21 protein-coding genes are annotated in these 23,327 nt (G+C 68.6%); 8 read left to right on the top strand and 13 right to left on the bottom strand.

From position 1 onward, the window contains the following. On the top strand, positions 1-1,197 hold the full coding sequence (locus A5663_RS23455) for a S9 family peptidase (RefSeq protein WP_068143229.1): 1,197 nt from the start codon (positions 1-3) through the stop codon (positions 1,195-1,197). Here A5663_RS23455 and eccE read toward each other — a convergent pair. From eccE to eccA, 11 genes are all read right to left on the bottom strand, one after another. Next, positions 1,184-2,068, bottom strand: a complete 885-nt coding sequence (gene eccE / locus A5663_RS01645; protein WP_068143227.1) for a type VII secretion protein EccE — start codon at positions 2,066-2,068, stop codon at positions 1,184-1,186. The two genes, A5663_RS23455 and eccE, sit on opposite strands and share 14 nt — an antisense overlap. Further along, on the bottom strand, positions 2,065-3,420 hold the full coding sequence (gene mycP, locus A5663_RS01640; protein WP_231976652.1) for a type VII secretion-associated serine protease mycosin: 1,356 nt from the start codon (positions 3,418-3,420) through the stop codon (positions 2,065-2,067). The genes eccE and mycP overlap by 4 nt, the downstream gene beginning before the upstream one ends. 61 nt (positions 3,421-3,481) lie before the next feature. Then, positions 3,482-4,927, bottom strand: a complete 1,446-nt coding sequence (gene eccD, locus A5663_RS01635; protein WP_156744260.1) for a type VII secretion integral membrane protein EccD — start codon at positions 4,925-4,927, stop codon at positions 3,482-3,484. Continuing rightward, positions 4,909-5,775 (bottom strand): ESX secretion-associated protein EspG, encoded by an 867-nt coding sequence (locus A5663_RS01630; protein ID WP_068143224.1) that lies wholly within the window; start codon positions 5,773-5,775, stop codon positions 4,909-4,911. The genes eccD and A5663_RS01630 overlap by 19 nt, the downstream gene beginning before the upstream one ends. A 6-nt stretch (positions 5,776-5,781) precedes the next feature. Beyond that, positions 5,782-6,072, bottom strand: a complete 291-nt coding sequence (locus tag A5663_RS01625; protein WP_068143223.1) for a WXG100 family type VII secretion target — start codon at positions 6,070-6,072, stop codon at positions 5,782-5,784. Positions 6,073-6,102: 30 nt separating this feature from the next. Continuing rightward, positions 6,103-6,396 (bottom strand): type VII secretion protein EsxS, encoded by a 294-nt coding sequence (locus tag A5663_RS01620; protein ID WP_068143221.1) that lies wholly within the window; start codon positions 6,394-6,396, stop codon positions 6,103-6,105. Positions 6,397-6,448: 52 nt separating this feature from the next. Continuing rightward, the gene (locus A5663_RS01615; protein ID WP_156744257.1) at positions 6,449-7,951 is read right to left on the bottom strand and encodes a PPE family protein; all 1,503 of its coding nucleotides are present in this window, start codon (positions 7,949-7,951) and stop codon (positions 6,449-6,451) included. Between the two features lie 2 nt (positions 7,952-7,953). Next, positions 7,954-8,262 (bottom strand): PE family protein, encoded by a 309-nt coding sequence (locus tag A5663_RS01610; protein ID WP_068143219.1) that lies wholly within the window; start codon positions 8,260-8,262, stop codon positions 7,954-7,956. Then, positions 8,262-12,224: a type VII secretion protein EccCa gene (gene eccCa / locus A5663_RS01605; protein ID WP_068143218.1), complete on the bottom strand. Its 3,963-nt coding sequence runs from the start codon at positions 12,222-12,224 to the stop codon at positions 8,262-8,264. The genes A5663_RS01610 and eccCa overlap by 1 nt, the downstream gene beginning before the upstream one ends. Then, positions 12,221-13,786 carry a type VII secretion protein EccB gene (gene eccB / locus A5663_RS01600; protein WP_068143216.1) on the bottom strand — a complete coding sequence of 522 codons (1,566 nt, stop codon included), beginning with the start codon at positions 13,784-13,786 and terminating at the stop codon, positions 12,221-12,223. The genes eccCa and eccB overlap by 4 nt, the downstream gene beginning before the upstream one ends. Continuing rightward, a complete protein-coding gene (gene eccA, locus A5663_RS01595) occupies positions 13,783-15,612 on the bottom strand; it encodes a type VII secretion AAA-ATPase EccA (RefSeq protein ID WP_068143214.1) in 1,830 nt (609 codons plus the stop codon). Before eccA ends, eccB begins: the two co-directional genes overlap by 4 nt. Positions 15,613-15,893: 281 nt before the next feature. Between eccA and A5663_RS01590 the strand changes: the two genes are divergently transcribed. From A5663_RS01590 to A5663_RS01580, 3 genes are read left to right on the top strand one after another with little or no spacing between them, the layout of a single operon-like run. Then, a complete protein-coding gene (locus tag A5663_RS01590; RefSeq protein WP_068143213.1) occupies positions 15,894-16,151 on the top strand; it encodes a ribbon-helix-helix protein, CopG family in 258 nt (85 codons plus the stop codon). Positions 16,152-16,153: 2 nt separating this feature from the next. After that, positions 16,154-16,582: a type II toxin-antitoxin system VapC family toxin gene (locus A5663_RS01585; protein ID WP_068143211.1), complete on the top strand. Its 429-nt coding sequence runs from the start codon at positions 16,154-16,156 to the stop codon at positions 16,580-16,582. A gap of 52 nt (positions 16,583-16,634) precedes the next feature. Next, complete coding sequence (locus A5663_RS01580) at positions 16,635-17,972, top strand: adenylate/guanylate cyclase domain-containing protein (protein WP_068143208.1); 1,338 nt, start codon at positions 16,635-16,637, stop codon at positions 17,970-17,972. On the opposite strand, the gene A5663_RS01575 is transcribed toward A5663_RS01580, so the two are convergent. Beyond that, a complete protein-coding gene (locus tag A5663_RS01575) occupies positions 17,969-18,859 on the bottom strand; it encodes an oxygenase MpaB family protein (RefSeq protein ID WP_068143205.1) in 891 nt (296 codons plus the stop codon). The genes A5663_RS01580 and A5663_RS01575 overlap by 4 nt on opposite strands. Before the next feature lie 80 nt (positions 18,860-18,939). On the opposite strand from A5663_RS01575, the gene A5663_RS01570 reads away from it, so the two are divergent. Beyond that, positions 18,940-19,554, top strand: a complete 615-nt coding sequence (locus A5663_RS01570; protein WP_068143203.1) for a TetR family transcriptional regulator — start codon at positions 18,940-18,942, stop codon at positions 19,552-19,554. Between the two features lie 4 nt (positions 19,555-19,558). On the opposite strand, the gene A5663_RS01565 is transcribed toward A5663_RS01570, so the two are convergent. Continuing rightward, positions 19,559-20,134: a VOC family protein gene (locus A5663_RS01565; RefSeq protein WP_068143200.1), complete on the bottom strand. Its 576-nt coding sequence runs from the start codon at positions 20,132-20,134 to the stop codon at positions 19,559-19,561. A 109-nt stretch (positions 20,135-20,243) separates the two neighbouring features. Between A5663_RS01565 and A5663_RS01560 the strand changes: the two genes are divergently transcribed. The 3 genes from A5663_RS01560 to A5663_RS01550 form a co-directional block, all read left to right on the top strand. Further along, complete coding sequence (locus tag A5663_RS01560) at positions 20,244-21,386, top strand: alpha/beta hydrolase (RefSeq protein WP_068143198.1); 1,143 nt, start codon at positions 20,244-20,246, stop codon at positions 21,384-21,386. Further along, positions 21,362-22,375, top strand: a complete 1,014-nt coding sequence (locus A5663_RS01555; RefSeq protein WP_231976650.1) for a 2-hydroxyacid dehydrogenase — start codon at positions 21,362-21,364, stop codon at positions 22,373-22,375. Before A5663_RS01560 ends, A5663_RS01555 begins: the two co-directional genes overlap by 25 nt. A 9-nt stretch (positions 22,376-22,384) precedes the next feature. Beyond that, the coding region (locus A5663_RS01550) for an acyl-CoA dehydrogenase family protein (protein WP_197503263.1) at positions 22,385-23,327 on the top strand (943 nt) is incomplete at its 3' end.

Genomic DNA, 23,327 nt, shown 5'->3' with positions numbered 1-23,327 from the left:
GTGAGCCAATCGCAGGCCAACCCGGTGGATCCGCCCATCCCTGTTCCCGATGTGCCCGGTGCGGACGCCAGCGTCCGCGGTCTGCCACGCCGCGCGGATCTCACGCTGCGCCAGCGGCTCATCGTCGATTCGTCCGCCGTCGCCGACATCGCTCTGCGTACTGCGATCGCATCCCTGCTGGCGACCACGATGCTGCCGACACTGGCGGGCGGGCTCAGCCGCTCGCAAGCCCGGGCCGAACGCGAGCAACTGCAGTTCTACGGCGAACTCGCCGCAGCGAAGGACCCTGAGCGGTCGTTCCCCGCACCGACATCAGTTCCTCGCGTCGCTTCGCGCACCGCCAGTCCGCTCGCCGAGTGGATCGCGAAGGGCCGAGTCCAGAACATCCGGTTCAACAGCAGCTTCGAGGCGGTCAATCCCCCGTTGCGCGACCAGTGCCGCGGCTTCGAGCGCAACAACGTCGTGCACGCCCAGCACTGGCGACACGACGACGGTCCGCACCCGACGCTGTGCCTGATCCACGGGTTCATGGGCTCGCCTTATCTGTTCAACGGGTTGTTCTTCTCCCTTCCGTGGTTCTTCCGCTCGGGCTACGACGTGATGCTCTACACCATGCCGTTCCACGGCGCTCGCGCCGAGAAGGGTTCGCCGTTCAGCGGTTACGGGTTCTTCGCGAACGGATTCGCCGGCTTCGCCGAGGCGATGGCGCAGTCGGTGCACGACTTCCGGTCGCTGCTCGACTATCTCGAGTTCACCGGCGTGGACCGGATAGCGCTGACCGGGATGTCGCTCGGCGGTTATACGTCGGCGCTCATCGCGGCCGTCGACGACAGGATCCAGGCCGTCATCCCCAACGTCCCGGTGGTGGCGCCGGATCAGACGGTCGACGAATGGTTTCCCGCCAACAAGGTGGTCTGGCTGCGTAACCTGCTGTCGCGCACCGACTCCGAACTGACCCGTGCCGCAACCTCGTTCTCGTCACCGTTGAACTACCCGCCGCTGGTACCGAAGGACCGCAGGCTGATCATCACGGGTCTGGGTGACCGGTTGGCGCCACCCGAACAGGCCGAAATGCTGTGGGAGCACTGGGATCGCTGCGCGTTCCACTGGTTTCCCGGCAACCACATCCTGCATGTCAGCCAACCCGACTACCTGCGCCGGATGACCCGGTTCATGCGGGAGTTCATGTTCGGCTGAGTTCGGCCAGCCCGGACGGCACCGGCTCGCGCGGCACACCGAGTAGCTCCACAGAGTCGGGGCTCAGCGCCGCCAACAACGGCTTCTGCAATCCTCGACGCGTGGTCAACCCGGTCAGCGGCACGCCGCGCACCGGCTCGGGGGTACGGAAGGCGCACACCGCAGCCATCACGAGTGCTCCTGCGGTGCCGGTGAACTCGACAGCGGTCCAGGTTTCCTGCTGTTGCGACCACACCTCCTCGAGGCGTTCATCCAGCCGGTCGTCGACCGGGATCCCGTACGCCGAAATGGCGCCGCAATCGTCCACGACGCCGCTCCACTTCTCGCGCACGTTGGGGCACAGTGGCGCAGTGACCGCATCGACGATGACGGCGTCCAGGGCCGCCTCCCGGAGATGGTCGGCGAGCCGGCGCCCCGCGACCTCTGCGGTCTCGGCGAGCGGAAGGTCCGCCGATCGCGCCTGGAGCGCTGCGAGATTCGAGCGGGCGTCCAGGGTCAGGCTCACCCAGGTGGTGCGGGCCCCGTCCCGGTCATGGGTAGTGACCCGTACCTTTTCACTGCGGATACCGAATCGCTCGACGTATCCCGCCACCAACGGCAGCGACACGCCGATGTCCGCAGGGTCATCGACCTCCAGTACCACCGTCACGCGATTCGGGTCGTGCCCATCCGCCTTCGAGTGGTTGCGCAGCCAGATCGCGAGCCGCCGCCCGATCATGTCGGTCACGAATTGACCACGCCACCAGGCGAACACCGCGATCACGACAGCAGCACCGACACCGAGTATCCACCAATCCATGGTGGACTCCCACGGGTACGCCATTGCCGCCAGGACGACGGCCAGGGATGCCAACGCCAATCGAACGGTCACGATACCTCCACTTGGTTGTCGAGCTGCCGTCGCCGGTGCACGGCCACCGCGCTCGTGACGGCTACCAGCACCGCCAATGTGCCGGCACCGGCCAGCGCGACGATTTTCGGTGTGGTGTCGGGTGTTTCGGGCTCCGGCGGCGCCGCGACCGGTTGCACCTGCGGCGCCGCGTCGCCGCCGACAGCCGCGGACACATCCCACGTCAGCGAGGCCACCGGATCGACGAGTCCGGCGCCGGTAACGTTCGACGGCGCTCGGGCCGCACCCTGTGCGCCCGCGGTGAGGCGGTCCCTTACCTGCTCGGCGGTCAGGCTGGGAAACCGGCTGCGCACCAACGCCGCGACCCCGGAGACGTAGGCTGCGGCGAAACTCGTGCTATTGAGCGGAAACGGCCGTCCCTGACTGTCCGGTAACGCATTGGCCAGGCCGCCGCCGTCACCGTTGCTCAGCGACGCGATCTGCTGCCCCGGCGCCGCGATGCCCACCCACGGGCCCGCCATCGTGAAGTCCGCCGGTTGCCCCGTGGAATCGAGCGCACCGACCGAGAGCACGTAAGGCTGCCACGACGACGGAATCGACACCGACGTGACGCCCGACCAGTTACGAGGATCGTCCGGACGGCCGGGGTCGGACAACGGGTTCGACGGGCATGCGGAGCCGGGGTTGAGACCCGATTTGTTGTTTCCCGCTGCGGCTACGATGACCGCGTCCTTCTCGACCGCGGCGTACCGCAGCGCCGCGCCGAGCTGGTTCTGGTCGACGGCCTCGGTGGCGGGCAGACATGTGACGGCAGAGATGGTGATCACCCGCGCGCCGAGGTCGGCCGCGCGAACGACCGCGCGCGCCAGCGTTGCGACGTCGAGCGCGGCGCGTGCGGTGGCCGGGTTCTCGCCTGTGGTGTTCGGCGAGAACCGCGCCGATGTGGACCGGATCGACAGCACCCGAGCGCCGGGCGCCACGCCGGAGAACCCGTCAGGTCCCGGTTGACCGGCGATCAGCCCGGCCACCAGCGTGCCGTGCCCGTCGCAGTCGGTCAGCCCGTCGCTGGACTCGACGAAATCCCCGCCGGGATCGACGTTCGGTAACCGCGGCCCCGGCCGCACGCCGGTGTCGATGACGGCGACCAACTGTCCGTCGCCGCGGCTGTATTCCCAGGCGCCGTCGAGGTTTAGCAGCGTGCGGTTCGGATCGGACGCTGCGGGGTTGGTACCCGGCAGGACCCCGGCAGTGACGCATGGCGCCCGTTGTGACATCGGCTGCAGGGGACCGGTGGCACCCGCCGGAGGCGGCACAGCCGGATCCACCTGCGGAGGCGTGATCGCCTGCGCGGCTGGGCAACTCACACCAAGCACTGCCAGAGTGACTGCCGCACCGGCGAAGACTGCGCGCACGCTGCCGGCGTTCACCGACGGCTCATCGGTTCAGCACCCAGGCGAACAACCCGACCAGGTAGGCCAGCACCGGGATGACCGACGCGTCGACCGCGGACGCCAGGAACCCGACCAGGCGGCGCATCGGCAGTGAATAGGTGTCCGGCGACGCCAATCGCGGGAACAGTGCGGCGACGACCCACACCGCCGTCACGCCCGCGAGTGCCGCCAGCGCCCACCAGGCGGCGGTGTAGCGGCCGTCGACGCCGAAGGCGACGAGGAACGAGATCGCCATCAGGACAGGCTGACTGAGGAGCCAGGCCTTGCACGGTGCGGAGTCCCACACGCGGGCGCGCAGCACCGTCCCCAGCGCCACCGCAGCGACTACGTACCACGCCCAACTCGAAACCCCCTGCGGCACTGTCAACGTCAAGGCGCCGGCGGTGGACAGCAGCACACCACCGGCGATGAAACCCGTCTGGTGCGAGTCGCTGATGCGCACCCGCCGCGGCAGGTCTTCGAGGACCTTGCACGACGGCGCCGACGGTGTCGGGTCACCGGGCGCGGGGATCACCGGCACCGGCAGGCGCGACCACAACGCCGACAGTTGGGCGGCTTGGACCGTGATCACCATCGCCACCACCACCAGCAGCGCCCCGACGACGACGTGGTTCAGGCTCCAGATCATTGCGGCACCGGCGGTGACCATGGCACCGACCCCGACGACGGTTGCGGCGGTGAAGAATGCGATCGCACGTTGCGCGACGACGACGCTCATGATCGACCAGGCCGTGACCCCGGCTGCGGCCAGCAGCACCTGGGGCGGCCCGAAGTCGCCGGGCACCGCGAGTGCGAGGGCAGCGGCGATCGGCACCAGCGCGGTCACGGCAAGCGCCGTACCGAGGCGAGGCGACCGACTCCATGTGAGCAGGGCACCCAGGACTGTCAGCACGGCGACGCTGCTCGCGGCGGCCAGGCCGGCGAATCCACCGGCGAGTGCGTGGTGCACCGCCGCGAACAGCGTGGTTGTCACGATGAGTGCAATGACTGCTGCCGCCGCGCCACGCGCAATATACGCTGCGCCCCAAGGCTTTTCTCGCGCAGCCGAGAAGATGACCGCCGCGTCGCCGATGTCCTCGACGATGCGGGGTGCCGCCGGACCGGCGGGAAGTGGCTGCAGCGCAAGCAGATCGCCGTCGAGGACGCCGACGGTGTCCAATGTCGCGTCGAGGCTGAACGGCGCGCCGCCGACCGGGGCGAGTGACAGCGCAACCGGCGCGGCGTCGCCGAACTCGTCGTCGGCGGGCATCGCCATCCGGCGCACCGCGGGCAGGATCTCGCGCAGCGGGAGTTCGGTCGGCAACGCCATGTCCGTGAGCCGGCCGCCGGCCTCGCCCGCGGCGAGCACCGCGACGCGGACGATTGGCATGGACGGCGACGGCGGCACGGGTGCCAGCGCGGTGGCGCCGGTCAGTGAACTGTCTGCCATTGGTTTTCCGTTCTGTGGTCGGGGTCGAAGTTTCGGGTGAGTTGCAGGTCGGGGAACCACGGCCCGTCGGGCAGCGTTGCGGTAAGCCGCTCGACCGCCGTGGCGATCGCCAGCGGCGTGCCGGCGGTGAACGTCGAGACCCATTCGCCGTCGAACGCCTTCGACGGGTGGATCAGTACCCGACCTGCGCTGGTGTCGACGACGCTGACGCCGACCTCCGCGCTGACGCGGTGACCGTCCCGATGGTCTCCCGCGACGATCTCCACGTAGCTGCGGTCCGTCGCGTAGGCGGATTTCACGACTGCACGTGCGCTCGGCGGGATGCCGAGGAACTCGACGACGTCGTCGAGCGACGCGCCGCTGCGCAACTGCTCGTCGGCGCGCGCGCCGATCCGCGCCGGGAGGGTGAACTCGTCGAATGCGGCAGGTGGCCGGCCCGACAACCCTGCGGTCAGGACGGGCACCAGCGCCTCGGGGTGAGCCACGTCCAAAGCGGTGAGCGTGACGAGACCGCCGCTGCGGAGCGTGACGACGGTGTGCTCACCGCGGCGTGCGACGTGCCCGCGCAGCATCCTGCCCGAGCCACGCACGAATCGGAGTTCGAGCCACCGCCGAGCTCGGCAAGTCGTCGTAACCCACTGCCGGACAACGGGATCGACGGACCGGTCGGCGGCCAGCACGCCGAGCCCCGCCAGTTCGGCCGACAGCCGTGACTCGACGGCCGCCCGTTCAGTGGCGTCGCTGTACGGCGGGGTGATGGCCAGCACCCAGGGGTAGTTCCCCGCACCCGCCGCATCGGCGAGGAACCAGGCCTGCTCCGCGGTGAGCTCGACGGCGTTAACAGCCACCGTCGGTCAGGCGCCCCATTTGGCGCCTTCGGCCTGGTCCCGAGCGCTCATCGCAATCGTGTTCTGCTCGTGGGTGGCAGCCATGCCGCGGTACGCCCGGACCAGTTCCTCGAGGCTGGCGTTCCATTGGGCCTGCCACGCCTGGTAGGTCATACCGGTGTCGCCCTGCCAGGCGCCGGCCAACGCCGCCTGCTCGCTGGCGATGTCGGCGCCGACGGCGTGCAGAGCGCCCGCGTAGCCGGCCATCTCGCCCGCGTGGGCCAGCATCGCCGGGTAGTTGTACATGATCTGTGACATCAGATTTCTCCTTCCAGGTCAGTTCGAGATTCAGAAACCGGTGTAGGTGCTGGCCGCCGCGGCGTCCTGCGCGACATAGGTGCCCGCGGCGTCGCCGAGGTTCACCTGAGCGATGTCGAGCAGCGAGTTGATCTTCGCCGACACCTCGAGGAAGCGGGCGTGCGACGCCTGGAAGGCAGCCGAGGACTCACCCATGTGGAACGCCTGTGCCGACTGGGCGGCCTGTTCGGCCTGCGCCATCGTGCTGCGCATCAACGCGGCTTTCGCGGCGAAGGCGGCTTCGGATGAAACGAGTTGCGGAATGTGAGCGTCCAGGAGGCTCATGCTATTTCCTTTCGAGTTGTGGTCAGTGAGAACGGGTTTCGGTCAGGTCTGGTCAGTCGCGCTCTCCCCCCTCGTGATCCCAGTCGCCGGGCAGCAGGGGCTCGGTGGGCCCGCCGCCGAACGAGTCGCCGGCGAGCTCCGTCAGCCCGGCCGCCTGCGCGGTGCCCGGATTGGCGGCTGCGCCGCGGAATCCCACTGTGCCGGCGCCCTTCTCCGAGGCCGACATCCGTGCGGATTCCGTCGGCGGCGCGGCAACTTCCGAATCGTCGGGCTCGTAGTCCATGTAGGCGTCGGCGTACTGGCGTTGGTGGATCGGCTGGGCACGACGACGCCGCGCCTTTCGCTTGGCCAGTGCCGACGCCGCGGCCGCGGCCGAGGCCGACGCGGCGATGTCCGACGCGGGGGCCTTGGCTCCGGTGCCTTCGCGCAGCGTCGGCGTCTCGCCGCCGCCCGCGTCGGGATTGCCGACCGCGTAGGGCACTGCCGGGGCAACGCTCGCCGCGGGTGCGGCACCGGCCGGCGCCGCGCCGGCAGCCACCGACGATGCCGGAGCGGCTGGTGCGGCGGGCACCGTGGGCGCCACGGTCGCGACCGGCGAAAGTGACTGTGCGCGGGGTACGGGCGCCGCCGACACCGGCACCGGGGCGGACACCGGCTCAGGTGCCGGTGCGGGCGCCGCGGCGGGTTGCTGCATGGCTGCCACGCCCAGCGCGATGGCCAGCGGGATCAGGATCGGCGAGCTGAGGATCATCGCCCACGTCGGCCACCCGAGCAGGTTGGTGATCACCTGGTAGCCGATGAAGAACAGGTACGGCGCGGCGGGGCCGAGCCACGCGAAGAAACCCCGCAGGAGATCGTCGAAGAAGTCGAAGAAGTCCTCGAAGAACTTCCGAAGTTGCTCCAGCAGGTCGGAGATCGAATCCGCAAGATTGCGTGCCGCACCCGCGTCGGCGGCGGTGGCCTGCGCGCCCACCTGCTGGGCATCGGCTGCCGCACGGCCGGCCTCTCCCACGCCGGGAGCCAACAGCAGCGGCGCCGGCGTGGTCGTCGGCGTCGCCGCCACTGCGGCCGCTGAAACCGCTTGATACACCGTCATCGTCGTCGCGGCCTGGACCCACATCCGTACGTAGTCGGCCTCGTTCAACGCGATCGGGATCGTGTTCACGCCCAAGAAGTTCGTGCCTACCAATACCGCGTGCGTGGCATGGTTGAGCGCCAACTCGGGCAACGTGGGCATGGTCGCCAGCGCCGTCGAATAGGCGGCCGCGGTGGCCTCGTGCTGCACGGCGGCCGCGGCGCTGTTGGCACTCGCCTGCGCCAGCCACGCGAGATACGGCGCATGCGCAGCCACATACTGCTCTGCGCTCGGCCCTTCCCACGCGCCGGCTTGCACCGCACCCAGCACAGCTGTCAATTCCGCTGCCGCGGAAGCGTATTCGGCGGCCAGCGACTGCCACGCCGCCCCCGCCGCCAACAGCGAACCCGGTCCGGGCCCGCTGCTCAACATGGTTGAGTGCACCTCCGGAGGCAGCGCCATCCAGATGGGGGCGGTCACGGTCAGCTACCGGCGACCAGGTAGGTCGAGGCCGCCATCGCATCCCCGGAGGCGTAGCTGGCGCTGGACTCGCCGACGCCGACGCCGGAGCGGCCCAGTTCCTCCACTCCCTGGGCGGCCATCGCATTGTGCTGCACGCCATGGGCGCTCAGGCTCATCGCGGTCTGCAGCGACACCGCGTCGACGGCCGGGGGCACCACAGCGGTGACCGCGGGCGCCGCGGCGGCGTGGGCTGCGGCCAAGCGGGCCGTCAGTGCCGCGACGGCCGATCCCGCCGCTGCCAGTCCTTCCGGGACCACTCGAAGAGTCATCAGTTGAACTCCCTTCCACTGTTGCCGTTACTGCCGATACGTCCTGCGACCGCGTCCGCGAACGGGTTGACGAGTTGCAGGAAAGTGGGTCCGTCGCCGTCGTCGAGCAACATCGCGCGACCGGCCGGCAACCGGCGGAACCGGTGACCCCGGATCTTGCCGCTGTCCTGCGGGTTGCCCGACAGCATGAGGATCGCCGCCTGCAACTCGTTGAGCCGGCGGAGCAAGGGCGCGGTCATCAGGGCGTGCGCCGAGCCGGTGGCCCGTGCGGTCACGATCACGCGCAGTCCCAGTTCGCTTGCCTGCGAGAGCAATCCGATAATCCCGGTCCACGGCCGCTGTCCCGCGAACGGCCCGCTCACCGCGGGCGCATCGGGTATCTGGTCGACGTCGTCGATGATCAGGTAGTGGGTGTGGCCGTTCTCCCCGGCCCGATAGTTCCACCCGGTCAGCTCCTGCGCGGACAGGCCGGCCGGGGGGCGGCGACTTTCCAGCAGACGGGTCAGGCCCAGCATCGCCGGGGTGATCCGGTCGATGTTCGGGGTGTATTCGTTGTCCGGGAACAGCGGCTCGTCGACCAGATGCAGGCGACGATCGATCACCGTGAACGCGACGCGGTCGGGTGTGCTGTGTTCCCGCACTGTGCGGATGAGGTGCCGCAGCAGCGTCGTCTTGCCGGACTTGGCGTCCCCGAACACCATCAGCAGCGGGTTCTCGTCGAACGCCATCGGCACGGCCGCGAGGTCCTCTTCGCGCTGACCGACGACGACGCGCTCGGGCGCCGGGTACAGCGGCGCCACCACCGACGGCGCCAGGTCGTGCGGCAGCAGCCGCACCGGAGGTGCGGTGACGCCGCGATGCCGGGCGTTGATGACCCCGATGTCACGCAGCGACGGCTCAGCGACCAGGAAGTGCTCGGCGGCCATCGTCAGGCCGCGGCCCGGCTGGTCGGCCGGCACCGCTTCGGCGGGCCGGCGCAGCGCTCCGGTGATGCGCACATTGCTGTCGCGCGCGTCGGACAGTCTCAACTCGAGGCGCAGGCCGAGGCCGTCGCGCATCGCCAGCGGCACCTCGAGCCAGTTCGGCGTGGTGATCACGACGTGGATGCCGTAGGACATGCCGGTGTTCGCCAGCTCGGTCACCTTGGCCAACAGCGGGTTCCGGGTGTTGAAGGTGTCGGTGTTGTCGCGGCTGAACGCATACAGGTTGTCGATGACCAGAAAGACATCGCCGTATTCGTCATGGTGGCGACCGCGTGCCTGGCGGGCGCGCAGCAGCTGTTCGAGCTCGCCGAACGTGCGCCGGATGCGCTCGGGTTCCAGCGGTGAGGCGACGCTGCCGACGTGCGCGAGCTCCGCCAGCGAGCCCAGTTGTCCGCCGCCGTAGTCCAGGCAGTAGAACGTCACGTCGCGAGGTGAGTGCAGCGCGGCCGCGGACAGGATGAACGTCTGCAGCGCCGTCGTCTTGCCGGACTTCGGCCCACCGTGGATCAGCACGTTGGCCGCAGCCGATCTGGCGTCGAAGATCAACGGGTCACGGCGCATCGCGAACGGGCGATCGATCTCGCCGAGCGGCCATCTCCACTGGCGCTCGCCCACATCGGCGCGGGCGAGCAGTTCGTCGAGTGGAATCGGCTCGTCGAGCGGCGGCAGCCACAGCCGAGGCGCCGTGGGACCGTAGTGGGCGAGCTGATCGCCGATGGTGGCGATGAGCTTGCGCGGCGGACGGTCCTCGTGCGCAGCCGGATCCGAAACGGCGACGGTGTCGGCGGGCGCCTCGACATGGCCCGCGGTGAACCGCTGTGACACCGGAACCGACTGCACCACAACGGATCGCTCGATCCTGGGCGGGTCGTAGATGCCGTCGACGTAGGTGCTGCGGAACTTCACCGGCATGGCGCCCGGCGTCGGCACCAGGAAACCCTCGCCCTTGTGCTCCGGGCCGGCCTCGATGTGGAACGCATCCTCGACGCCGATGATCTGGCGACTCACCGCCGGGCTGGCCACCTTCAGGCCGATGCGGTAGGAGGTGTTCTTGTCGATGTCCTTGATGCGGCCCACATCCAGCGTCTGCGACGCGAACAGGATGTGGATTCGGAACGAGCGCCCCTTGCGTGCGACGTAGTCGAACAGGTCGGCGTACTCCGGGTGATCGGACAGCATCAGGGAGAACTCGTCGGCGACGACCAACAGCGTCGGCAGCGGCGGCAGGTCGTGGCCCGCCGCGATGGCGGCTTCGTATTCGAGCACCGAGTTGAAGGCGCTGCCCTGCACCCGGCGGCCCGCCTCCATCAGCAGTTGCTCACGTCGTGCCACCTCGCCGCGCAGCGTGTCGGCGAATCGATCTGCCAGCGAACGCTTTTCGGCCATGTTCGAAATGACCGCGACCACCTGCGGGAAGTCCCGGAAGATGTCTGCTCCGGCCTCACCCTTGAAGTCGGCGTAGATCACGATCAGTCGGTCGGCGGAGTGAGTGGTCAACAGCGACAGCAGGATCGACATCAGCGTCTGCGACTTGCCCGAGCCGGTCATGCCGATCATCAGGCCGTGCGGGCCCATGCCGCCTTCCGCTTCGTCCTTGAGGTCGAAGACGAGCGGCTCACCGGTCGCGGTCACCCCGATGGGCACCCGCAGTTCTTCTGCACGCGCCCGCGGCGCCCACAAGCTGGCGACGTCCAGCGCCGCCGCGTCGGGGATGCCGAGCAATGTCGAGAACGTGGCAACGCCCGCATTGGTGGTCCGGGCCTGGCTGGGGTTCGAGTCCCACCTCGACAGTCGGCGGGCGATGTGCCGTGCGGTGGCGGCGTCCAGTTGGTCGGCGCGCTCGACGTAGGGCTGCCATCCGCCGGTCTGCCAGCGCTGCAGCGCTCCGTCGCTGACGCGCAGGATCGGCCGTTCCGGGTCGGGGTACTGCTCGCGGTGTGGTGGTGCGGAGATGCGCTGCACCAGCGTCACCCCGGCCAGACCGCTGCGGGGGACGAGCGTGTCCGGGTCCACGTCGGGGTCGTCGACGACGACGAGGAGGTGCTTGGTTCGGGCGTCGCCGCCGTCGCCGAACGACGGCCGGTCATCGAGCACGGGCGCCAGCAACGATCGCAGTTCGGTGACATCGGAAGTCAGGTACCGGGCGGGGCCGGCGCCATCGACAGCACCGGGAACATCGTTGTGCGGCAGCCACTTCAGCCACGACCAGTCGTCGCCCTCGATGTCCGCGGCGAGCAGCGCGACGCCCAGCACCGCGGGGTCGTGCCAGGTGACGGCTTGGGTGATCCACGCGCGCAGCGCCGCGCGGACGTCACCGGGGTCGCCGAGGACCGCGATGCGCGACACCTTGCCCAGGTGGATACCCGTCGGCACTGCGCGCACTGTGCGCTGCACATCGAGCAGCCCGCGTAGAGCGCTGTGCGAGACCGGTTCCAGGTCGATTTCGTCCGCGATCTCCTTCACCCGGAGCGTGGCGTTGAGCGGAGCGTCGTGCAGGCCGGTGCGCACCACGAGAAAGTCGGGGTCGTGGGGGTCGCGCTCCCACTGCCTGCGCGTTCCCGGCACATCGATCAGCAGGTCCGGGTCCGGGTGCGACCAGTCGAGCGCGGCACGCTGTTCGGCGGCGTGCGCGCGCACGTTGTCCCGTACGACCGACAGGTAGCGCAGATAGTCGGCCCGTTCCGCGTCGACCTCCTCGGTGCGCATCTTGTTGTCGGTGCCGCGATAGAGCGCGGTCGCCGCCAACAGCAGGACGAACGGGAAGAACAGCGTCGTCGGCGAGATCAGCCGCATGCCGGTGGCCACCAGTGCAACGATCATGCCCACGATCAGGATCACGATGAGGTACGGCAGCACCCGCCGCAGCAGCGACGGCGGAATCACCCGGGGCAGTTCCGGCGGCGGTTCAATGGTGATGGTGCCCTTGCGCGTGGTCGGCACCGGGATGCGGCGACGCGCCTCGAAGATCAGCCGGCTCACGGATTCTCCCTCACGACAGCGGGTTTGGGGTCGGCGGCAAGCGCGTCGTGGGCCAGCAGCGCGTCGCCTCGCGACAGCGTCGGGCCGGGCGCGAACTGGCTCAGCATCGACCACGGGATCGGAACCGCGGGTCGGGTGAGGCCGAGCGCGGAGATCGACTTGTCGTCGCCATCCTCGTCGAGGCCGTATCGCACCCCGACGTCGCTCAGCCAGAACGACGCGCCGCCGGGCGGTGCCGCCGACGCTCCCCCACCGTCCTGGCCTACGGTCTGCACCAGGAAGCCGCGACCGGGCTCGAGCGCCACCCGATTCGCGGTGCTGCCCGCCCCCGCCCCTACCAGCGAAACGGTGTGCAGGTACTCGGAGATCGGCAGTGTGACACCGGAACGCAGCTCCAGCGCCGCACTCGTGGCGTCGGCCGGTCGGGTCCAGCGGGCGCATGTCAGCGGCGCATCCGCGGCGTCGACGAGCGACAGCGGTGCGCTCGGATACGCGTCGGTGTCGATGACATCGGCGACCGGCAGGCGCGCGACGTCGTCGGCTCCCAGCCGCGGCGGCTGATCGAGGCCGAACGAGTTGGAGTTGCGCATGATCGCGGCCAGCACGGGTGAAATCGGTTGCAGGCCGTCGCCGAGGACCGCATAGTGCCGCAGCGTGTTGTCGGTGGCGAAAGCGGTCACCACCGCACCCACCGGTGCGGACACCGGCAGCGGGTAGCGCGGCGGTTCGCCTGCGCCGGGGACGGCGGGCGGACTCAGCGCCGGCGCCTCGGGCACCGCATTGAACAACCCTGGCGCGATCGGCCGGGCGGCCGCCGGAGCGGTGCCGAAGCCCAGTGCGCTGGTGACCGCGCGGTCATTCATGTCGATCGGGCTGCGGCGGCCGTCCCACAGCAGCCACGTGCCGGCGTTCGGGCCGCTCGGGTTGGCCACCAGGACGGCTTGGTCGCTGGGCAGCGGCGCGGCACGCTGGCCGCCGTCGGCCAGTGGCCCGGCGATCATCGTGACTCCGGCCGCGGGTCCGGAAACCCCGTCGCACACCGTCCAGTCGGCGTCGTGAGTTGTGTTCTGCACCATGCGTTCCGGGGCGCCCGGGATGCCGAGCAGGTTGCCCCGCGGGAACTGGTCGATTTCGCTGGTCTTGACCTGCGACGGGTTGTCCGCGCGGCCCGCGATCAAGCGTGCCGACGTCAGGTTGAGCACGGGGTGCAACTGTTCGCCGAGGCGCACGTAGAGCGCCGAGGTGGTCCGGTCGGCGAGGATCGCGTCGTTTCCCGCGACTCCGCCGGGGCGGATCATCGAGAACACGAAACATCCCGCGAGCCCGGTTATCAGGACCAGCGCCCCGACGAGCACGGCACGGGTCTGGGTGCGGAGCGGGTCGACGAGCATGCGCGTGTCGTGCAGAGCGACTCCGGATGCGATGCGCCGCATGACGAATCGCCACCCGGTCACCTGATGGCGGGTGACGAATCCGCGGCGGTAGACGACGCGGTCGGGGTTCTCGTTGGCCGGGGTGCGGGACGCGAAGGCCCGGCGGTCCCCGTTGTCGGGCGTGCTCATTCGGGCACCGTCAGGCCGAGGCCACGCAGCAGCGGGATGGCGGATCCGGTGACGTCTTCGTCGGTGATCGTCATCAGTTCGTCGTCGGTGAACTCATGGTCTTCGCCCAGCTGTGGGGAGTGGTCGAGGCGGTACTCGCGCTCCTCCTCGGAGCGTTCGACCAGGTTGCGGACGAACCGGCCGTTACCGGCGATGTCGAGTTTGCGCCTCTCCACGCCGTTGGCGTCCGGCGTTGTGGCAGAAGCCAATTGACCGAACAGCGCCTCCATGTGGGTGAGCGCCGCAGGCTCGAACACGCTGTCGCGTTTCTCGGCCATCCGCGTCGCGATCTCGACCAGTTCGTGTGCGCTGTAGGAGGGGAAGTCGATGCTGCGGGTGAAGCGGGACCGCAGACCCTCGTTGGTGTCGAGGAACGCGTCGAGATCCTTGCGGTAACCGGCGACGATGACGACCAACCGCTCGCGGTCGTTCTCCATGCGCGCCAGCAGGGTGTCGATGGCGACCAGGCCGAAGTCGTTCTTGGCACCGGTCGACACCAACGCATACGCCTCGTCGAGGAACAGCACGCCGTCGAGCGCGCTGTCGATGATGGCGTTCGTCTTGGCTTCGGTCTCGCCGATGTGCTGGCCGATCAAATCGGCGCGGTGCACTTCGCGGACTGTCTCCTTCTTGAGAATGCCCAGCCCGCAATAGATTTTGGCGACGACGCGCGCGATCGTGGTCTTACCGGTGCCGGGCGGCCCGGCGAACACCAGGTGGTTGGTGCGCTGCGCCACGGTCAGGCCGCGCTCCTGGCGGCGCAGCGCCATCGCGACCGAGCTCTTCAGCCGTGCGACCTGGTACTTGACCTCCTCGAGGCCGATGAACTCGGCAAGTTCGGCCTCGGCTTCGACCAGCAGGTGCGCTTTGCGTTCTTTGGCGCCCGGGTCGACGAAGTCGGCCTCGGTCGGTTCGGTGGCAGGGTCCCACGGATCGGAGCGGCCCTCGATACGGGCGGAAGTGGTCGGCGCGATGCCGTACGAGGTGTCCGACAGGGCGAGCTCGACCTGATCGTTCTCCGGGTTGGCGGCGTACAGCTCGGCGAGCACGTCGGCGGCGTCGAGCTCCTCACCTTGCGCGCGCAGGCACAGCGCCTTGACGAGGGTGCCGTCCGTCGTCGCGACATCGACCGGCCCTTCGGGGTCTTCGAGATACGACAGCGCCGGGGCGAACATGCCGAGGCGGGCCAGCGAGACACCGAGAGTGATGCGAACCGCGTGCGCATACGTCTCGTCGAGGTTCTTGTCGTTGACGATCGGGGTGAGTAGGCGCACCACGTCGGACCAGCGCTCGGCGCGGTGGTACATCGCGACCCGCACCCATCGTGCCTCGAGCCAGCCCGGACGCCGGACGGTGAGCGGCTCGACCAGGCGATCGGCCGCCACATAGTCACCGACTTCGTACAGTTTCACGGCATAGGCCAACTGGAAATCGTCGGGCGCCGAGGCCGCGAACTGAAGGTAGAGGCCGGTGTCGTAGGTGAACGCCAGATCGCCGTCGGCGAGCTGCACCTCGCGCTGCAGTACACCCGCCGTGGTGACGGTCTGCCAGATGGCTTCGATGACCGATGCGCTGTTGTCGCCAGCAGCGGCGAGGCCCGTCCACGCGTCGCACTGTTCGCGCGCGATGCGGGTGAGCTCAGCGAAGCCGGCTCGCGCGGCCGCCGGATCCCGCGGACGCCGACGGTCGTGTACCGCGAGGCCCAACGCTCGGCAACACGTCGCGAACCGACTCACCACGTCGTGATCGACGCGCGAACTCACAGCAGAATCGGTTGATAGCGGCACGCGCCCTGATCTCCCCGTAGTTATGACAGGCTAACTTTAGTCGCCCGAAGTTAGCATTGACTAAGCTAACTTGTACAGACTCACGGGGGTGGCCTGAACGGGTGAGTCACTTCACGCCCTGATGTGGTGATCCTGCAGGTCATCGCAGCACCTCGAAATCGCCTCGGCAGTTCGCACACAGCCCACCGACATCAGCCGGCACGTCGGCCGGTTCTCCGCGAGCGCGCAGCAGAAGACCTTGGCGGACAGGTTGATGCTTGTGATGCAGTACCGTTGACACCATGCGCACCACTGTGGCCATCTCCGACGAGTTGCTCGCCGCCGCCAAGCGCCGCGCGCGCCAGCGTGGTCAATCGCTCGGGTCAGTCATCGAGGATGCGCTTCGCCGGGAACTGGCAAGCGTCGACGATGCGGCGCCCCGACCGACAGTGCCGGTGTTCGATGGCGGTACCGGCCCGCGGCCGGGCATCGATCTGAGGTCCAATAGGGCGCTGCACGAGGTACTCGACGAGGATCTCGATCTGAACGCCCGCAAGTAGCCATGTTGCTTCTTGACGTCAACGTGGTGCTGGCCGCACACCGCGGAGACCATCCAGATCATGGGATTGTCCGCCCTTGGTTCGATCAATTGCTGGCCGGCGGTGAACTCTTCACCGTCCCGAACCAGGTGTGGGGATCGTTCCTGCGACTGGCGACGAATCGACGCATCTTCGATGTGCCGTCACCACGCGCCGACGCATTCTTGTTCATCGACACCACGTGCGCCCAGCCCCACCACCTCATTACCGGCCCCGGCCCACGCCACCTTGCATTACTGCATGAACTCTGCGAGGAGGCAGACGCGTCTGGTGATCTGATTCCCGACGCCGTGCTCGCGGCCATAGCCGTCGAACACCACTGCGAGGTCGTCACTCTCGACCGGGACTTCGCCCGCTTCACCTCGGTACGGCACGTACGTCCCGGGGTCTAGCGCGTTACCGAATAAGCAGTCCGGCCGACCATCGAAGTGTCACGATACTGAGGTGGTTGACGGGCGAGTGCACTACGCGCGCAACGGCGACGTGCGGCTGGCGTATCGCATCTTCGGCGATTCGGGCCCGGTGATGGTGTGGTCTCCCGGATGGGTGGTCAGCAATGTCGACACCGTCGACGAGGCGAACAGTCCCTACAAGCGAGTGATCGACATCGTTTCGCAAACGTGCCAGTTCGTCATGTGGGACAGGCGTGGCACAGGATTGTCAGATCCGGCGGCAGAAGTGTTGACGTTCGACGAGCGGGTGGACGACTTGCGCGCGGTCATTGACGCGGTGGGTGCAGAACGTCCCGTCCTCCTCGGTTCCAGTGAGGGCGGGTCCATCTGCATTCTGTTCGCAGTGCGCTATCCGGAACGGGTCAGTGCACTTTGTCTCTACGCGACCGCCGCACGATTCTCCCAAAACCTTCCTGACTTCCCGTGGGGGTTCACCGCTGCCGAGGTCGAAGCGCAGCTCGACGAGATCGACCGTGAGTGGGGCGAGGGTGCGCTTGCCGACCTGTTCTTCGGAGAAGCGGCCGGCACCGCGGGTGTCCGAGAATCTTTCGGCAAGCTTCAGCGTTCGGTCGCCAGCCCCACGATGGCCAAGCTGCGATGGCGGACCTTCATGGACATCGATGTGCGGGGGGTGCTCGCGTCGGTACGAGCACCCACCCTTGTCGTGGCCCGACCAGGCGATGGGTTCGTGCCGATCGAAGCGGCGCAATCATTGGCGACGGCCATTCCGGACGCACAGTTCCGAGCGTTTCCGGCTGGACCGCACAGCGGCTTCGACATCGTGGACGAACTGGGCGACGCAATAGTGGCATTCGCCGGCAAGAGCCCGGATGCGCCGGCGGACGAACGAGTCCTCAAGACAGTGATGTTCACCGACATCGTGGACTCGACCGCGAAACTCGCCGCCAGCGGCGACGCGCATTGGCGCCATCAACTCGACAACCACGACACGCTGCTCGATCACCTGCTGTCCCAACACGGCGGAGTACGCGCCAAGCACACGGGCGACGGAGTCTTCGCGCTCTTCGACGCACCGACGAGGGCAGCGCGGTGCGCGCTGGACCTCGTTCCCACGCTGGCCTCCCGCGGCATACAGATTCGCGCCGGCGTCCACATCGGTGAGTGTGAGCGCCGCGGCGACGAGTGGTGCGGCATGGCCGTGCACACTGGTGCACGAATCGGCGCGATGGCAGGCGCGGGCGAGGTGTTCGCCAGTCGGACCGTTCGTGACTTGTCAGCCGGGTCGGGCCTTGCGTTCGAAAGCCTTGGCCCGCAACGCCTCAAGGGCCTACCCGAAGATGTGGAAGTGTTCCGGCTGACGACTGGCTAAACCAAGGGACGGCCGGTGCGGACGCGCCAGTCCAGATCCTTGAGCAACACGTTGAACGGGAACTGCCGGACGAAGCGCGGCATCACGTTGTTCACCCGGCCCAGAGCTGCGGTCGTGCGATTGAACCGGCGCTGTTTGGCCGCATCCCACGGCAGCCCCATCTCCTCGCGGAAGTGCTGCGGCAGGAAGCCGGTCGTGAGAAACAGGTTGACGGCGTCGGTCCGCTTCTGCAGCCACGCCGGAACCTTCAGGTTGCCGAGGCGGCCCGCCGCGATCGGCCAGAGGTACGCGCGCACGGCGTCGTCGATGTGAACCTTGTCCAGCGACTCCTGCCAGTACTCGTCGAACGCCTTGCGGTCGGCCGGCCACATCTCGGCCGGCACCTGCAGCGTCGTGCCGAGCGCCGCGGCGTTGCGGTAGTGCCGATCCGCGGATTCGTCGTCCATCTCACCGACGAAGATCCGGTACACGTCCACGAACCCTTTGTAGAGACACGCGGCCACCCACAGCTGGAGATCCTTGTCGAACGCGTTGTACTCGACCGGGCTGTCCGGCAGCGAGTACACCTCGGCGTGGGACCGGTTGACCGCGCGGCGATACGCCGCCTTCTGCGTCTCGCTGCCGGCGAGCGCGACCGCGAGGTAGGTGAACGTGGTCCGCGCCCGCTTGATCGGATGGCGGTCCGCGCGTCCACTTTCCACGCGGCTGTCCTTGACGCCGTAACCGACTCCCGGGCGCGCGAGTTCCATGATCACGTTCGCGGCGCCGGACAGCAGGCCGATCCCGAGCATCGCGTCTGCGGGTGTGACCTCTCGCCGAAGCACCCGTCCGGGCAGGGGCGCGTCGTTGACTGCCCGTCCGACGTGGTCGATGGGATCGGTAACCATTCGGCACCCCTATCGCGCAAATGTGAGAACAGTTGTTTCCTGATATTGCCCCTGCTCAGCGCTGGTGTCAAGATGGCGGCATGGCACAGATCCGCCCGTACCGCGGGGTCGACGCGACCGAGCGCCTCGCGCAGCGCCGCCGCCGCCTGCTCGATGCCGGTCTCGACCTGCTCGGCGCGGACGGTCCCGCCGAGTTGACGGTGCGGGCGATCTGCGGCAAGGCGGGACTCGGGGTCCGCTATTTCTACGAGAGCTTCACCGACAAGGACGACTTCGTGGGCCAGGTGTACGACTGGGTGATAGCCGAGATCGCGGCGACGACGCAGGCGGCCGTGGCGGCGGCGGCTCCACAGGAGCAGGCCCGCGCGGCGATGGCCAACATCGTCGGGACGGTCGCGGCGGACCAGCGCGTCGGGCGCCTGGTGTTCAGCTCGCACCTGTCCAACGCGGTGGTGCTGCGCAAGCGCGCCGAATCGTTCGCGTTGATGGTGGGGTTGACGTTCGCGCACGTGGGGGCGATGGGCGCCGAACGCAACGACGCCACCAAGGCCGCTGCGCACTTCGTGGTGGGCGGCGTGACCCAGACCATCACCGCGTGGCTGTCCGGCGACCTCGCGCTCGACGACGGGCAACTCGTCGACCGGCTCGCGGCGACCCTCGACGCGCTGGCGGCCCTGCCGGCCGCGGAGACCTGAGGAGTCAGGCGCTCACCGTCGGCCGGCGATCGGCCGCCGTCTTCGGAGTCGCCTGGGCATCGCTTTCGGTGAATTCCTTGGTCCAGCAGGCGAATTCGAGCGTGATCCCATCGGGGTCGAGGAAGTAGAACGACCTGACGTAGACGCCGGGATGCACGGTCGGCGAGACCTGCGCCTGGCTCTCGTCGTGGTTGAGCACCGGGCCGACCCGCACGCCCTTGTCCTTGAGGCGCTGCCGGTACTCGTCGAACTTCTCCGCAGGCACATGGAAAGCAAGGTGATTCATCGTGCTGACCGCGCTGACGATGTCACCGATACCCGGAATGGCCTCCGGCGACGAGACACCGGGCACCCGGTCCGGCGCATCGGCGAACCAGAAGAACGCGACGCAGTCGCCGTTACCGGCGTCGAAGAAGAAGTGCTGACCCATGCCGCCCGGCAGGTCGAGCGACTTGATCAAGGGCATGCCGAGGACGTTGCTGTAGAAGTCGACCGTCTTGGCCATGTCCGAACACACCAGCGCCACGTGGTTGATGCCGCCGAGTTCGAACTCCGAATTGGGATTGTCAGGCCTGATCATCTGGCGCCTCCTCGGGCATATATCTGGCCAGAAACGCAAACTGAACTTAGCATCAGGTGCGATCGCGAGCGGCCATCTTCCATCACCCGACATACCACCTGGGGGCCGGATGAGCAGAACACCTCCGAGCGCCGCCACCCCGGGCGTCATTCGCGAATTCGTCGGCCTCGACTCCCTCACCGCCCGGCGCGCGGGCGCCGGCGGTCATCCGTGCCAGGGTCTCTACCACCGCGGCGTCGGACGCAAGCCGAAGATCGCGATGATCGCCACGCACTACCAGATCGACTTCTCCGAGCATTATCTCGCCGACTACATGGCCACCCGCGGCATCGGTTTCCTGGGCTGGAACACCCGCTACCGCGGCTTCGAGAGCAGCTTCCTGCTCGACCACGCGCTCGTCGACATCGGCGTCGGCGTGCGCTGGCTGCGCGAGGTGCAGAACGTCGAAACCGTTGTGCTGCTCGGTAATTCCGGCGGCGGCTCGTTGATGGCCGCCTACCAGGCACAAGCCGTCGATCCGCACGTCACACCGCTTCAGGGCATGCGCCCGGCCGCCGGCCTGTCCGACCTACCGCCCGCCGACGGTTACGTCTCGACCGCCGCACATCCGGGCCGGCCCGACGTGCTCACCGCGTGGATGGACGGCGCCGTGGTCGACGAAAATGACGCCGTGGCAAGCGATCCCGCCCTCGACCTGTTCGACGAACGCAACGGCCCGCCGTTCTCCGCGGAGTTCGTCGAGCGGTATCGGGCCGCCCAGGTCGCTCGCAACGAGGCGATCACCGACTGGGCAGAGGCCGAACTCGAACGCGTGCGCGCGGCGGGTTTCTCCGACCGCCCGTTCACGGTGCTACGGACATGGGCGGACCCGCGCATGGTGGATCCGGCCCTGGAACCGACGCGACGGCCGCCGAACATGTGCTACGCCGGAGTGCCGGTGCAGGCCAACCGTTCTGCCCGCGGCATCGCGGCGGCGTGCACCCTGCGCAACTGGATCGGCATGTGGAGCCTGCGGCACGCACAGACGCGCGCCGAGCCGCACCTGAACCGGATCACCTGCCCCGCCCTGGTGATCAACGCCGATCAGGACACCGGCGTGTACCCCTCGGACGCCCAACGCATATTCGACGCGCTCGCCGGCGCGGACAAGACCCACTGCTCGATCGACACCGACCACTACTTCACCACGCCGGGGGCGCGCAGCGAACAAGCCGATACCATCGCCAAGTGGATCGCGAAGCGGTGGCACTGAGAGTTCTCGCTCATTTCGTCCCCGGCCAGAAGGCGCTGGATTTCGTTGCACCGGAGTCGGATTGGCTCGATATCCGGTACTGCGCCGAGGACGACGACGTGACTTTCTACCGTGAACTTGCCGAGGCGGAGGTGATCTGGCATGTGCTGCGGCCGATCTCCCGCGACGACCTCGACAAGGCGAGGCGATGCCTGCTGGTGCACAAGATGGGCGCCGGGGTCAACACCATCGACGTGGATGCCGCAACGGGACTCGGCATCGCCGTGGCCAACATGCCCGGCGCGAACGCCCCGTCGGTCGCCGAGGGCACCGTCCTGCTGATGCTGGCCACGCTGCGGCGGCTGACCGAACTGGACCGCGCCACCCGCGCAGGCAGAGGATGGCCATCGGATCCGAGCCTGGGCGAGACAGTGCGCGACATCGGCGGGTGCACGGTCGGCCTGGTGGGCTACGGCAACATCGCCAAGCGGGTCGAGCGCATCGTGCTGGCCATGGGCACACCGCCCGAGCGGGTCCTGCACACCAGCACCCGCGACGACGGAGAAAGCCAGTGGCGTGCGTTGCCCGACCTGCTGGCCGAAAGCGACATCGTCTCGCTGCATCTTCCACTGACCAATCGCACCGCGGACCTGCTCGACCGTGCGGCGCTGGGCCGCATGAAATCCGATGCGGTGCTGGTCAACACCAGCCGTGGTGCCGTCGTCGACGAGGAGGCGCTGGTCGATGCGCTGCGTGCCGGCCGGCTGGCCGGCGCGGGCCTCGACGTCTTCGCGACCGAGCCCGTCGCGGCCGGCAACCTGTTGCTCGAACTCGACAACGTCGTGCTGACCCCGCACGTCACCTGGTACACCGCCGACACGATGCGCCGCTACCTGGAGCATGCGGTGGACAACTGCCGACGCCTCCGGGACGGTCGAGACCTCGCCGACGTCGTGAACGGTATCGTGTCTCCCAACCGACCGGTTAATAGGGACACTTCGTCACAGTGAGGTGCAGGTATGCCCATCGCCATCAGCCCTGAGCACAACGACCTTGCCGACTCGGTACGGTCCTTCGTCGCCCGCGTCGCGCCGTCCGAGGTGCTGCACGAGGCGCTGGAGACGCCGATCTCCAATCCGCCGCCCTATTGGAAGGGCGCGGCCGAACAGGGCCTGCAGGGCGTGCACCTGCCCGAAGACGTTGGTGGACAGGGCTTCGGCGTACTGGAGCTGGCGATCGTCGTCGCGGAGTTCGGCTACGGCGCGGTGCCCGGCCCGTTCGTGCCGTCGGCCATCGCGAGCGCGCTGATCGCGGCGCACGACCCCGCCGCCGCGGTCCTCAGCGAGCTGGCCTCCGGCGCGACGATCGCGGCCTACGCCATCGACTCCGGCCTGACCGCCACGCGGCACGGTGAAGGCGACTCCGCCGGCGGACTGGTCATCCGCGGAGAAGTCCGGGCAGTGGCCGCCGCCGCGCAGGCGTCGGTACTGGTGTTGCCGGTCGCGATCGACAGTGGTGAGGAGTGGGTCGTCCTGCACGCCGACGAGCTCGAGATCGAGCCCGTCAAGAGCCTCGACCCGCTGCGGCCCGTTGCGCACGTGCGCGCCAACGCCGTCGAGGTGGGCGACGACCGGGTGCTGAGCAACCTCAGCCGGCCGATGGCCCGCGCGCTGATCTCGACGCTGTTGTCGGCCGAGTGCGTCGGCGTCGCCCGGTGGGCGACCGACACGGCGTCGGCGTACGCCAAGATCCGTGAGCAGTTCGGCAGGCCGATCGGCCAGTTCCAGGCCATCAAGCACAAGTGCGCCGGGATGATCGCCGAGACCGAGCGTGCCACCGCCGCAGTGTGGGACGCGGCCCGCGCGATCGACGAGCTGGGTGAAAACGGCGCAGCAGAAAGTGCTTTCGAGTTCGCCGCCGCGGTCGCCGCCACGCTCGCACCCGAGGCAGCGCAGCACTGCG

This window comes from Mycobacterium sp. E740, assembly GCF_001672895.1.
Lineage (GTDB): Bacteria > Actinomycetota > Actinomycetes > Mycobacteriales > Mycobacteriaceae > Mycobacterium.
The sequence above is the reverse complement of the archived record's forward strand: the minus strand, read 5'-3'. Positions and strand labels throughout refer to the sequence as shown.

Bases quoted from the DNA above. Each gene is read 5' to 3' on its own strand.
- eccD (WP_156744260.1), bottom strand. From the start codon at position 4,927: ATGGCAGACAGTTCACTGACCGGCGCCACCGCGCTGGCACCCGTGCCG.
- A5663_RS01625 (WP_068143223.1), bottom strand. From the start codon at position 6,072: ATGTCACAGATCATGTACAACTACCCGGCGATGCTGGCCCACGCGGGC.
- A5663_RS01620 (WP_068143221.1), bottom strand. From the start codon at position 6,396: ATGAGCCTCCTGGACGCTCACATTCCGCAACTCGTTTCATCCGAAGCC.
- A5663_RS01610 (WP_068143219.1), bottom strand. From the start codon at position 8,262: ATGACTCTTCGAGTGGTCCCGGAAGGACTGGCAGCGGCGGGATCGGCC.
- eccB (WP_068143216.1), bottom strand. From the start codon at position 13,786: ATGAGCACGCCCGACAACGGGGACCGCCGGGCCTTCGCGTCCCGCACC.
- A5663_RS01590 (WP_068143213.1), top strand. From the start codon at position 15,894: ATGCGCACCACTGTGGCCATCTCCGACGAGTTGCTCGCCGCCGCCAAG.
- A5663_RS01585 (WP_068143211.1), top strand. From the start codon at position 16,154: ATGTTGCTTCTTGACGTCAACGTGGTGCTGGCCGCACACCGCGGAGAC.
- A5663_RS01575 (WP_068143205.1), bottom strand. From the start codon at position 18,859: ATGGTTACCGATCCCATCGACCACGTCGGACGGGCAGTCAACGACGCG.
- A5663_RS01570 (WP_068143203.1), top strand. From the start codon at position 18,940: ATGGCACAGATCCGCCCGTACCGCGGGGTCGACGCGACCGAGCGCCTC.
- A5663_RS01565 (WP_068143200.1), bottom strand. From the start codon at position 20,134: ATGATCAGGCCTGACAATCCCAATTCGGAGTTCGAACTCGGCGGCATC.
- A5663_RS01560 (WP_068143198.1), top strand. From the start codon at position 20,244: ATGAGCAGAACACCTCCGAGCGCCGCCACCCCGGGCGTCATTCGCGAA.